This window comes from Paenibacillus sp. Aloe-11 (assembly GCF_000245715.1).
GTDB lineage: Bacteria > Bacillota > Bacilli > Paenibacillales > Paenibacillaceae > Paenibacillus > Paenibacillus kribbensis.
This window is the reverse complement of the sequence record NZ_JH601067.1, coordinates 32,880-45,927: the sequence shown is the minus strand read 5'-3', so window position 1 is coordinate 45,927 and position 13,048 is coordinate 32,880. Positions and strand designations below refer to the sequence as shown.

Here is a 13,048-nt window from a genome sequence, read left to right as displayed (position 1 = left end):
CATTTCGCAATCCCCTGACCGCCATTGGCGCCATTGACACCTGCAACGGGAATGGCCCCATGGTCTGTCCAGTTCACCATATCCGCTGAAGATATAACGAAAACACTCTTCAAATTAGCGAATGAATTATCTTTAATCGTTCCGTCACTATTGTATTCATAGCTATCACTGGACATGTAGATATAAACTCTTCCGTTATAAGTCAGTGCAAAGGGATCCGCCCCTAAATGATGGTCTATAAGTGGGTTAGAATTTCCTATATGCTTGGCAATTGTAGGGCTGTCGGCAGACGCAGGTATTTCTGAAATGCAACTCCAGACAAGTGCTAGAACGAATAAAAACAAACTACATTTCTTCCACATCGTTTTCTCCTCCTTAAACCAATGAAAGTACCCTGCCAAGTAGACATAGTTTCTTCGTCGTGTCTGACTAACAGGGTACAGTTCATTCTCTATAGCTTTTGCTTATATTAGGTTATTGGGCTGATACAGTGATTTTATCAATATTGGGGCCTTCTGTACCCGTAGTTACTACTTTTAAGGTATTTACTTCACTCTTGAATGGTAGTTGGACTGTAGTTTCACCCCAGGTTCCCCAACTACCAGTGGCTTCGAAAGGCGCATCGCTCATTACTTTTGCTCCATTCACATACACATCCAGGTATCGTGTACCTTTATCCAGCGCATATCTGAATTTCACATTTTTGGAGCCTGCAAAAGCACAGTTAATGCTGTTCCACTGAATGGATGCATCGGATATGGTGTTAAAATTAACAAATTGAATATTGTTATTTTCCGAGTAAGTGCTCTCTACTACGGAGTTAACCAAGGTGGTATCCTTCTCAGCTTCGTAAGTGGTACCGACATTGGTATTGACGATGTTGCTATTTTTGCCTAATTCAGCTACAAAAGTAGTTACACTTTGCGCAGGAAGCTGAGCCGTAAAGGAACTGCCTGCCACATTTATTTTTGGTCCGGCTGCCAGATTTCTGGTTCGATCTGTTACCCAGGAGGAGACTGTGGATGTTGTTCCGTTTTTCAGTGTAAAGTTTTGGCTTACTGGGGAAGCACTTTTGTTGATTGCCACAATGACGACCTTGTTGTCACCTTTATAGGCAGAAGTGTAAATGTTGGCAGCAGGGTTCTTTGTTGCATCTACTCTTACATATCCAGGACGAACAAATTTCGAGAAGTGAGCCATATTATAACCGCGTTTGCTGATTGTACCGTCTTCATTCATCGGGCTGTATTGTCTGCGGATGTACCACCATACGTATGCCTGGAAGTCTCCCTCTACCATCGCATTGTGAATGTGATAGGAGACATCCAGTGCCTCAGGCCAGCGATCTGCCGAGTTGGCTTCACTGTTCGGATAGTAGACTTCTGTCATCCAGAGCTCTTTGCCAGCTCCTTTTTGCTTGAACAGCGGATAAGAGAAATCGCTGAATCTCGTACCATAAGTATGTGCTCCCAGAATATCCATATTTGCAAGGGCCTGTGGATCATTCAAAATCTTGTCTGACATTGCTTTGACATAAGAAAATGATTCAGGTGCCATGACTCGGTTGTTGATGGAGCCGGCATTTTCTTTCATAAAGTGAAGTATTTCATCGGCAGACCACCATGTCCAGTCATGGGCATAATCCGGCTCGTTTTGAACAGAAATAGCATATAGATTTACACCATTGTTTTTCATAAAGGAGTCGAATTCATTCAAATACTTGGCATAAGCATCATACTTATCGTATCTGAGGCGTTTTGCCGTTTGGGACTCAACATAAGCAGTAATATTGATGTTATCAATAATCGGGGCTTCTGTCCCTGTCGTGACCAGTTTCAACGTGCTGGTTCCATTAGCCATCGATACCTGGATTGATTTTTCGCCCCAAGTGCTCCAACTGCCAGTGGCTTCAAAAGGAACATTGCTCTGTGCTTTCGCCCCGTTCACATAGACGTCCAGCTTGCTTGTTCCATTTGGCAGGGCATAGCGAATTTTCACATTTTTCGTTCCTGTACTGCCGATGGGGATTGTATTGAATTGGACAGCAGAGTTGGTTGTATTTTGAAACTTGACATACCCGGTACCGGTGTAGCCCGAATTCGTACGCTCCTCTTTTGCATTGGTGAGTGTGGTACCTGTTTCCGCTTCATATGTAGTGCCTGTACCTGAGTTTGTTCCGAGCGTGAAGGTCTCAACCATGTCGCTTGGAGGATTCCAAGGCGTAGCAAAAACGATTGCGCCGTTTTCAATCGCCTTTTTTGCTGTTGCTACTTCCCTTTTCCAATTATTTTTATTTTCGTCAATAGGAATTCTTAGAACAGTAAGCCCCAACTGATTATTGCCATTGCCAAAAGCGGTTTCTCTTTGAGCTGGTGTCAAATCTCCAGCCCAACCGGAATGGTTCATGCCTCCAAAACCGCGAATGACTTGCTTTTCGGCTGATAAATCAACGGTTACATCGCTTGCCGCTGACACCTGAACGGGCGCTGGCACTGTTAACATAATCGGCAACGCAGTTGCCAATGCTAACAATGAGCAGATTGACTTTTTTACATGGGATTTCATTTCCATCTCTCCTCAACAAAATAATAACTTTCCATACATTTGTAATTCAAATGTGGTTTTCACTTGTTGTTATATCGGTAATTTGTCCAGATCACTCTCTTTCGCATTTCAAATTTTAGATTTATAATACAACACAACAAATTATTTACTGTCGATAATTGTAATGTACTTCCTAAATACCAGAATAGGGTCGATAGAACTGTTTGTTTCTTTCGCAATCTCCTCATTATTTTGTGTATATGTGAAAAATTTACCGAAGTAAGTTTTCGTTCCCTAATATTTGATGTCACTTCCAGCGTATAGCAGGCACAGACGGATCGCCTGTGCCTATCGTCAGTTTATGTCCGGAAGAAAAAGACCACCGTTCAGAATGTGAGTATCATTGTCGGCATCACTGTAATTGAGCATGATCTCCAGACTATCTCAGTGGAATGCTTCTTCCGGTTTATCGATCGTAACTGTCGGTTATCCCATGGGGATCTTGCGAAGTAATCCGTCCCTCCTTGATCCATTTCTCGCCACTTACATCATATCCAGGCATTTGCGATCCGGGCACCTGATTTCCGTTTGAGTTGAATATGACCTTCGCCTGCGTCCAGCCTGGGGCCCTATATACATACCAGCCGTTACCTTCGTCCTGCATGGCCACGCCCGGCCAAGCTGAGCCTTCCTTGAGCGGAGTCACAGAATCATCGTAGTAGTAGATGTTCGGTGCTCCCCAGCCAGAAGGCTTGTAGAAATGAACGGTTATGCCCGAGCTCGGTTCCTCCTTCGTATACCTAAAAGTCTTCTCGGTTTGACCGGACAAATTCGCGGCGACAATCTTCAGAACAAACGTTGATCCGATTGGAGTCCCAGCGCCAATGCTGACCATATCCCCTGATTTGAACGGAGTTGCTGGCCCCCCGTTCAAAGTGTAGGTTGCCGAATTTGCATTGGAATAGTTCATTCTCACGGTAACTGAATCTGTAAAGAAAGCGCCTTCCTCAGGATCGACGGATACTGTTGGAGTTTGCTGCGCCGCATTATACAGTACGGCGATCCTGCCTTCGTCCAGATGACCGGTAATTCTGCCGTTCGATACCGTAAATGATCCACCGCCGCTGGCCTTGTTCTGGTAAACGCCGTCCTCCAGTCTGGTAGGGGTGTTGATTTGAGCATTGCCTCCAAGATTTACAATCGTCATACCTTTGGTTCCGCGTTCAACCTGCATAATTTGATTCCCTTGCGTCCTAAGGTATTCGTCTTGACCTACCATGGCATTGTGGAACTTGTTAACGACAACGATGTCCGGGTCCTTCCAGAGCGTATTCCCCGCGTCGCCGAGTCGGTTCGCAAATTTTCCACTTCCTGCCGGTCTGTTGAAGAACAGAGAGGTCGTCTCCGCCCGGGAGGCGATAATTGCCCAGCCCATTTTGATCTGCCAATCGTTCAACCCCGTTGATTCGCTGTTGTCGTTTGCATAAGTGTCATGCGATTCCACCCAGGTAACTAATTTGGAAGGGCTTACATTATTAGCGTTAAAAGATTTGGCCGCATCAACATTGATACTACCGTGATAACCAACAGCGCCTCTGACACTGTCCCCGTAGCTGGAGGCGCTCAAACTGAGGTAATTGGCATAGCCGGCAAAGTTGTCAGCCCCGCCTTGAAGCACTTCCCCGTAATTAAACAGTCTGTCTTTATTGTTCAACGAGCCCAGTACCCGGGGCCAGAAGTTGGAGCCCCCCGGATCGTTAGGCAGCTCAATATGCTTAGCGGCGTCGAATCTGAAGCCATCGGCGCCTAAGGAAATGGCGTCATTCAGGAAGCCGATAATAATATCTTGCAATTCCTGATTAGACGTGTTGAGGTCGGGCAGACCAATTCCCCACTGCGTGACTTGCCAACGGTCATTCCAGTTTTCCACGCCTCTGGCCTCATGCCAGAAATAGCGGTTATTCTTGATCACCGGATCAACATTATGCGCTGGCTGATACTGCTGATTTCCACCGCCCGCATTCCCCGTATGATTGGCGACAACATCAACGATAACACTTATGCCGTATTTATGCGCTTCCTGGCAAAGCTGTCTGAAATCCTCCCTGCTTCCCAATTGAGAGTTACCGATATTAAAGTTGATGGGCTGGTACAAAATCCACCACTTGCTGCCTTCTGTCAACCCTTCCTTGTTGGCTTGGATTGGTGAAGTTTGCACCGCTTTAAATCCCGCCTGAGCCAGTTCAGGAAGGTTCCTGGTGATGTTGTCAAAAGACCAGTTCCATGCATGAAAAATAAGACCATCCTTCGTCCTTTCCGGAAGTTCGTAGTTTGTGGCAGTTGTTAGCTTCGCGTCTGAACCGCCTAACTGCTGAACATCAGCATTCGCCTGTGCTTCGGGAGTAAACCCAATCGTTTGTAACAACAATACGACAAAAAGAACAATACTCCAGGTACGTCTCAAAACGGGGCTTGTCTTCCTCCTCATGCTAAACACTCCTTTTAATATTATTTTACAACCAACCTCTCATAAGAGATTAGGAGTAAATAAAAGAGGGCAAAACAAACTGTATACGCTTTCAAAATAGGCAATCGTTTGCACTCAATGACATGATTTCATTTATTTAACAACTTGTCAACACTTATATTAAAGATAAATTTATAAGCTTTTCGGACATTGGCTTCAATTATGAACAGGCTATCTTAGGGTTTGAAATATGTCCCCAGCAATACATTGACCAGTAAAAGTATGGTTGATATAATCATAAAAGGAAAAATCATTGGTATAGAGCCTGTGTGAATGGGCTGTTCTCATAGTTTATTTTGTAAGCGTGTACAATGATTATTTTCCAAATATACAACGGAGGAGGCGATCAATGAATCCATTTCATCAAAATAAATGCCTTTCTTTTTTTACTTTCAATGCAACCGATTGCATGATCTAACCCACTAAAATTATCAGGAGGTTGTTAACTTGCTAAGAAAAAAAACGGGGAGTTTTATTTCTTGGTTGATGATTGTATCGCTTTGCTTCAACTTCTTCGGTTTACCCGGCGTAGCTTCGAGCAACAACAATTATACAGCCACCTACACGAATTCCACAGCGACTGCTCTTCCATCGACCACCGCTTCGATCACGTCTACCGTTACCGCAACGTATGCATCTACCACAACACTTAATTCAACTCAAACTGGGTTAACGGTTCACTTTAAGAAACCTTCAAGCTGGAATTCAGCGATTCGAATCCATTACTGGAATCTGAATCCGGCAACTGTTCCAATTAGCGGGGCGTGGCCGGGAATTCTGATGACGTCGGATGGAAACGACTGGTACAGTTACACCATTACCGGGGCTATGGGCTCAAGTCTCATCTTTAATGACGGCAGCGGCAAACAGACGGCCGACTTGTCCCGCAGTGTGAAAGAGGGCTGGTATTACACAGATAACACATGGTATGATGCTAACCCGGAAATGCCTAAAATTCCAGCGATTTCTGCCTCTCCTGTACCCAAAACATACGATTCGTCCCAAACGGTGACGCTGTCCAGCACCAACAGTGACGATAAGATTTACTATACGCTAGACGGTTCGACACCTACGACATCCTCGACCTTGTATACCTCTCCAATTCAAGTTGCGTCCTCTTTGACCATTAAGGCTTTAGGTGTCAACTCAATTGGTCAAACTGGAAATGCATCCTCTTTCGCTTATGTGATTGACCTGAATGCAGATCTACAAGCTCCCACAATCACAGCGAATTTACCTGCCGGGCATTCCGATTCCTCGGTGACTGTATCCTTCACTATCAAAGATAACAAGGCGGCAACGACCAAGGCATACTATACGGAAGATGGTACGGAACCAACCATAAGTTCAAAAGTCTATGTCCTTGGCAATGCTCTGGCCGGATTGACCGGTCCGTCCATCCTTATCTCCAAGACCACGACATTAAAATTTCTCGTTATAGACGGCGCTGGCAATCAAACCAAACAGAGCTTTGTTTATAATATTGGAAATAAAGGTGACTTTCGGGAAGACACTATTTACTTCGTGATCACTTCCCGGTTCTATGACGGTGATCCGAGCAACAACATGCACGCATGGGATGATGCCAAGGCGCGTAATCCGGATTCAGACCCGGCTTGGAGAGGGGACTTTAAGGGGCTGATTCAAAAGCTCGACTATATCAAAGCCCTCGGGTTCAGCGCCATCTGGATTACACCTGTTGTGCAAAATGCCAGCGGTTATGATTATCATGGTTACCATGCAATAAATTTTTCCAAAGTAGACCCTAGATATGAGTCGGCGGGGGCTTCTTATCAGGATTTGATCAATGCGGCCCATGCCAAAGGGCTGAAGGTTATTCAGGACATCGTCGTCAATCATACCGGTAATTTTGGTGAAGAGAACCTGTACCCCATGTTTAAGAAAGATCCGGCTAAACCGGATACTGCTAACAACTTGGTGAAAACTACAGATAAGCTGCCGTCAAACTATGATACTTTGACGCCTGATCAGCAATATCAGGCAAGGCTCGATTTAATGAAGAACGAGGGAACGAATAATAACATTTACCATACAGAGAAAAGTCTTTCTTGGGAATCCTATACGGTTCAAACCGGACAGATAGCGGGAGATTGTGTGGACCTGAACACAGAAAATCCTGCAGTTAACAAATATTTAATTGATACCTACAATCACTATATTGACATGGGTGTTGATGCTTTTCGTGTCGATACGGTGAAGCATGTGAGCCGGTATATTTTCAATAAATACTATATTCCTGCCTGGAAGACAAGAGGCGGCTCGGATTTCTATATTTTTGGAGAAGTAGCTACTCGTTACAGAGATGTCTGGAACAGTGGAATTCCAGCGATCTCGACGCCATTCTATACTTGGAAAAGCTCAAAATCGTATCCGGGCGATGGAAAAAATGACTATGCCTCCAATAAAATGTCGGTTGAACAAGAGTGGGCGGACAACTCTTCTACTACAGCAGGACAGCCAACCTCGAACAATGCTTTCTTAAATGGAAATACCTATCATAAGCCTGACTATTCGATGAAATCGGGTATGGATGTGATTGATTTCCCAATGCATTGGGCATTCAAGACCGCGCATGAAGCATTCAATATGAGAAGTGGCGACCAATACTATAATGATGCTACGTGGAATGTAACCTATGTCGACTCACATGACTATGCGCCTGACCAGGCTCCAGAAAATCAAAGATTCGCGGGTACACAGGATACTTGGGCTGAAAATCTCGATCTGATGTTCACCTTCCGCGGAATACCCGCTATTTTCTATGGTTCCGAAATCGAATTTCAAAAGGGGGCTGTCATCGATCCGGGTCCAAACGCACCGCTAAGCAAAACGGGACGGGCTTATTACGGCGATCACATAGAGGGCAATGTTACGGTACAAGATTACGGTAAATACACAAATGCTACCGGAACACTTGCGGAATCGCTCAACCATCCTCTGGCGAAACATATCAGACAGCTTAATTTAATCAGAAGAGCTGTTCCCGCCTTGCAAAAAGGTCAGTATTCCACAGAGAATGTGTCGGGCGATCTGGCGTTTAAGAGAAGATATACCGACAGCGCCAAAGGCATTGACAGCTTTGCATTGGTCACGATTTCGGGAAACGCCACGTTTACCGGCATTCCGAACGGAACCTATGTGGATGCGGTGACTGGTGATTCCAAAACCGTTACTGATGGCAAGATTACCCTGACATGCTCCGGCAAAGGAAATGCAAGGGTTTATGTATTGAATGGCAGAGGTGGAATTGGAGAAACGGGAACCTATCTGAAGTAAACGGCAGTATGTCATAGTTAACTGAATCAACCTCAGTTCGGTATTGCACCGTGCTAAGGTTGATTCCAATTAAAAAATAGATTCAAGAGAGAATCCAGATATTGCTCTGAACTAAATTTTTAACGGATGGGAGTGAACCAAGATGCCCCAACGGCAGCTTCTATGTGCGTACATTCCTCCATATATTTAATGACCAACAACCATCAAGTATTAACGGGTCATCGCTTCTTGCAATAAAGCAACTGTATATTTTAGAAAAGAGCCGAAGAAAACTTCGGCTCTTTACGTAATGCAGTAAACTTGCTAATTGTAGTCGGTATTTTTGCAGTCATTATTTTGCTTATCAAATTGTTTTGACTATAGGTTAAGCGTGACCACGGTTACCCTGCTCTCTCGTCCATTCCGTTGCGTGTTCATCCCCCCTGCATTGCTCACCGATCTGGAACCAGTTTCTTTCTACCAGATTGAGGCTGTTTTAAACCATCCCTAGTTTGAACAGGGAACGAAAAAAGGACGCTCCCGGCTCATTCCGGAACGCCCTTCTTGTATTCGATCTTTATTATCTAGTTGTTGGCCGTACTCCCAACTAGACAAAATTCCTTGCTTAATGCCGTCACCTCACGAAACGGAAAAAATCGTACGCTAAGCAATGCGTTGCATGAAAAAACCGGGCCCTTAAAGGGAATCCGGTTCTCGTAATAGCAAGCGAAGTTCAACTAACGTCCCCGTTAGTTCAAAATTGTATCCCGTTTTTGCTAATCAAGCGGAAACTTAATGAAGTGTTTTCAATGCCTCAGCTGTAATAGGGATCAATTCGTCTGTTCGGCCGTCTCGGATTTTCTTTGCCCAAGCAGGATCAGCCAATAATGCCCGGCCTACGGCTACCAGATCGAATTCTTCACGTTCCAGCCTCTCGATTAACCCGTCGATCTTGGTATTACCCGCTCCCTTTCCTTCGGTTAAAAGACTCATAAATTCGCCATCAAGACCTACCGATCCAACTGTAATCGTTGGTTTCCCTGTCAGCTTTTTCGTCCATCCGGCAAGATTCAGATCGGAGCCTTCAAATTCGGGCTCCCAGAAACGGCGAGTGGAGCAATGGAACATATCGACGCCCGCATCGACCAATGGCGCCAGGAACTGTCCCAGCTGTGTCGGTGTTTCAGCCAATTTCGCCGTATAGTCATCCCCCTTCCATTGCGAGAAACGCAATACAATTGGGAAATCCCGTCCGACGGCACGGCGACAAGCTTCGATGACCTCTACTGCAAAGCGGGTACGCGCAACCATGTCGCCGCCAAAGCGATCGGTACGCGGGTTGGTTTTCTCCCAGAAGAATTGATCTATCAAAAATTGGTGCGCACCGTGAAGCTCGATGCCGTCAAAGCCAAGCCGCTTGGCTTCAAATGCTGCCTGTGCGAAGGATTGGATGATTGCGGCGATTTCCAATTCCGAATAATCGCCGACATTGCCTCGTGTCCCCATATGCCAAATCTGCGGTATGATCCGTCCGCCTGCCTCGTGTACCGCAGCCACTACGTTTGCCCAACCCTCTAAAGCAGCCTCACCATAGATGTGTGGTACGTTGTCTTGACTTGACGAATCCGGGTGATTGATGACTGTACCCTCAGTGACTATAAGACCAACACCGTTCTCAGCTCTGCGACGGTAATAGGAAGCCATGTCTAAACTCGGTACCCCATCTGGGGAAAATTGTCGGGTCATCGGCGCCATCACGATACGATTAGATAGAGTCATATTCCCGATTGCGAATGGTTTGAACAGGGCCTGAACAGATCGAGTATTATTCATAACGACCTCCAAATTAATTTATTTAAAATATCTGGATATTTTTGTGCAACAGACTAGCGGTTGCGTTAAAAGTGTTACAATCAGCATCTTGAATTCGTATTTTTACTCAACACATAATTATATAATCCCAAAGAACCACCTCCTTTCATTTTTATCATCAATTCTTTACCTTATAGATCTTTTATTGACCACATAGTCAAAAATTTCGTAAAAAAAAGGATTAGGGCACGATCATCGCAAAAGACGTATATAAGACCATATCGATCCACTCCCAGGATGCACCAGACTTCTCCATCATTTTCGCGCCTTGAAGAGCATTGTTTAGATAAGCAGCAAGCTCTTTGCTGGTATAGCGGGTTGTAATCAACTGCTGCTCCTGACCGCTACAGATTATCTTCTCAAGTAATTGTTCGACTTCGGCAAACATCATCTCTACTTCGCGTTTTACCTCCTTGTCGTCGGTACCGAATTCCAGTGCTGAATTCACCATGAGGCATCCTCTGCGAATTGTTTCGTGGCATTGACCTAGCGCAATACCTCGTATAGCGTCTAGCTTCTTTATGGGAGACATGTCGTCCTGGGAGACCAGTTCTTCCAGCACCGCTACACTCTGCTTGCGATACAATGCCAACGCCTTCAAAAACAATGATCGCTTGTCATCAAAAACGCCGTACAAACTTTGTTTCTTGACCCGCGTCGTTTGGGTCAAATCCTCAAACGAGGTCGACTTAAAGCCTTTCGTCCAGAACACTTCCATGGATTGGTGTAGTGCACGATCGACATCAAATTCTCTTGGTCTGCTCATGAAATCACCTCATGGGATCATCATATCTAATCTTGACCACGAAGTCAATAATCAAGCACCTTCGCAGCAAAGCTGCCCGTCCCGCCAATCTTAGCGTTAGCCATTATCTGAGTGAGCATAGTTCGAACGTTGTTCACCACGCTCTACTGCAGGGTCAACGCATTGGTTATGTCCGGGTAAAGCATCGAGTAGAATCCAGAACGACAATTGGAACAAGTTCAGATAGATCGGATATTGACAGACAAAGCATCTAGTAAAGATACGCAAAGACCGCAATTAGAAGCGTTACTCGCGTTTGTTCGTGAAGGAGATCTAGTGGTGATACATAATATGGATCGTCTCGCCCGCAACTTGGATGACCTTCGGAAAATCGTCCAAGACCTGACCAAACGGAACGTTCAGATCGAGTTTGTTAAAGAGAATTTAACCTTTACTGGTGAAGATTCACCTATGGCCAACCTTATGCTTTCGGTGGTGGGGGCTTTTGCAGAGTTCAAGCGGTGCCTTGATTCGCGAACGTCGGCGAGAGGGAATTGCATTGGCCAAGCAGCGTGGCGTGTACTGAGGACGAAAGAAGTCATTTCTAAATGTTACAAACTCCTCAAAAGGGTGAAACTTTGTGTCACTGGACATTGGACAAGGTATATTCCACATATACAACTGCATATCCTTTCGTCTCCGTATGTAAAAAATACAACAAACTGAATCCTAAATGAAATATGATCTGTACGATTATCTATATACTTTGTTTTAATATTCGAAAACATACTCACAAAATTCAAACTAATAGTAGATATTGCTTTCTATGGATCAAAGTTATGCTCATGTGCATGCCCTCATTTCTATATCTATGCATAATTTAATGGCTGAATTTTCCCCTTTATGCAAGCTGAGGATGAACAATTAGTCCTTTTATTGAGACCTTCAGGTACTGTCGGTAATTCCTTGTCTTTAATTACAAATATCTTCGATGTATAACCCTGCGATATCCGTTCATCTGCATATGATTAAGAAAGAAAATCGAAATTGAATGAAAAAAATAAAAAGAGCTAGTAACTTCCACTATTTTCAAAATTATAAGGAAAAGGGTGCCTTTTTATACAGGTACCCTTTTCCTTATAAACTAAAATTTTGAGAACACATATCATGGTCTGATACCTTCTATCGAAACTAACGCAATCATTTTGAACAATAGTGCATGTTGCTATTTCTTTTACACGATGCACAAGATCCAAATTTTTATTGAAATTATCTCCCTGGAACCGAGGAGAGAGTCGTCTTACATCATCTTCGGCCAAGTCTTCTAGTTTTTGAATTTGACCTGTTAGAAATCCGTATCCCAATGGACTAAAAGCAACAAAACCAATCTCAAGTTCGCGACACAACGCCAAAATACCATCTTCTACATCGCGAGACCAAAGAGAGTATTCCGACTGCAAAGCTGTAATCGGATGTATCGCCTATGCGCGTCGAATTTCTTCTTCGGTCGCTTCAGATAATCCAATATATCGCACTTTACCCTCACGTACCAATTCAGACATTGCGCCAACTGTTTCTTCAATCGGAGTATTAGGATCTACCCGATGCACGTAGTACAAATCGATATAGTCGGTACCCAAGCGATGAAGGCTGGCATCGCATGCTTCTTTTACATAGTCGGCCCGACCGTTTAAACCCAGAAATTTACCATCTTCACTGCGTACATTACCAAATTTGGTGGACAGGATCACTTCACTACGTCGCCCTTCCAATGCTTTTGCAAGAAGTTCTTCATTTTTTCCAAGACCGTACATATCTGCTGTATCCAGCATATTTATGCCAAGTTCAATCGCTCTGTGTATTGTACGAATCGATTCATTGTCATCGCGTCCGCTATAAAATTCCGACATTCCCATGCAACCAAATCCAAGAGCCGATACTTCCAACTCACTTTTACCTAATTTTCTGTATTTCATACGTTTCACCCCTTTCTATTTTTATATTAAAATGGAGTCGTAGTTCTTTCGAAAACTATCAATTAGTAAAAATTATTATTCTAGCAATTACAGTTTCATCTATTTAAA

5 protein-coding genes and 5 pseudogenes are annotated in these 13,048 nt (G+C 44.3%); 2 read left to right on the top strand and 8 right to left on the bottom strand.

Features of this window, described 5'->3' with window-relative positions:
* The 5 genes and pseudogenes from WG8_RS28935 to WG8_RS21375 all read right to left on the bottom strand — a co-directional run.
* A pseudogene (locus WG8_RS28935) lies at positions 1–362 on the bottom strand (arabinoxylan arabinofuranohydrolase); the annotation flags it as partial.
* Between the two features lie 112 nt (positions 363–474).
* Positions 475–768 (bottom strand): annotated as a pseudogene (locus WG8_RS27505) (carbohydrate-binding protein); the annotation flags it as partial.
* A gap of 135 nt (positions 769–903) precedes the next feature.
* A pseudogene (locus WG8_RS27230) lies at positions 904–2,199 on the bottom strand (carbohydrate-binding protein); the annotation flags it as partial.
* A pseudogene (locus WG8_RS28925) lies at positions 2,185–2,565 on the bottom strand (carbohydrate-binding protein); the annotation flags it as partial. The pseudogenes WG8_RS27230 and WG8_RS28925, both read right to left, overlap by 15 nt.
* Positions 2,566–3,010: 445 nt before the next feature.
* The gene (locus tag WG8_RS21375; protein ID WP_157136352.1) at positions 3,011–5,032 is read right to left on the bottom strand and encodes a starch-binding protein; all 2,022 of its coding nucleotides are present in this window, start codon (positions 5,030–5,032) and stop codon (positions 3,011–3,013) included.
* 486 nt (positions 5,033–5,518) lie between these two features.
* On the opposite strand from WG8_RS21375, the gene WG8_RS21370 reads away from it, so the two are divergent.
* Positions 5,519–8,368, top strand: coding sequence for an alpha-amylase family glycosyl hydrolase (locus WG8_RS21370; protein ID WP_007432340.1), 2,850 nt, complete (start codon positions 5,519–5,521; stop codon positions 8,366–8,368).
* A 771-nt stretch (positions 8,369–9,139) separates the two neighbouring features.
* Here WG8_RS21370 and WG8_RS21365 read toward each other — a convergent pair.
* Both WG8_RS21365 and WG8_RS21360 read right to left on the bottom strand, forming a co-directional pair.
* Positions 9,140–10,180 carry an NADH:flavin oxidoreductase gene (locus WG8_RS21365; RefSeq protein ID WP_007432339.1) on the bottom strand — a complete coding sequence of 347 codons (1,041 nt, stop codon included), beginning with the start codon at positions 10,178–10,180 and terminating at the stop codon, positions 9,140–9,142.
* 220 nt (positions 10,181–10,400) lie between these two features.
* Positions 10,401–10,985: a TetR/AcrR family transcriptional regulator gene (locus WG8_RS21360; protein ID WP_007432338.1), complete on the bottom strand. Its 585-nt coding sequence runs from the start codon at positions 10,983–10,985 to the stop codon at positions 10,401–10,403.
* Between the two features lie 207 nt (positions 10,986–11,192).
* Here WG8_RS21360 and WG8_RS21355 point away from each other — a divergent pair, with 207 nt between their 5' ends.
* On the top strand, positions 11,193–11,690 hold the full coding sequence (locus WG8_RS21355) for a recombinase family protein (RefSeq protein WP_442950082.1): 498 nt from the start codon (positions 11,193–11,195) through the stop codon (positions 11,688–11,690).
* 497 nt (positions 11,691–12,187) lie between these two features.
* Here WG8_RS21355 and WG8_RS21350 read toward each other — a convergent pair.
* Positions 12,188–12,940 (bottom strand): annotated as a pseudogene (locus tag WG8_RS21350) (aldo/keto reductase); the annotation flags it as partial.
* Positions 12,941–13,048 lie beyond the last annotated feature (108 nt).

What these genes read in the sequence shown, in the direction of transcription:
- WG8_RS21375 (WP_157136352.1), bottom strand. Translation starts at nt 5,032, where the DNA reads ATGAGGAGGAAGACAAGCCCCGTTTTGAGACGTACCTGGAGTATTGTT.
- WG8_RS21365 (WP_007432339.1), bottom strand. Translation starts at nt 10,180, where the DNA reads ATGAATAATACTCGATCTGTTCAGGCCCTGTTCAAACCATTCGCAATC.
- WG8_RS21360 (WP_007432338.1), bottom strand. Translation starts at nt 10,985, where the DNA reads ATGAGCAGACCAAGAGAATTTGATGTCGATCGTGCACTACACCAATCC.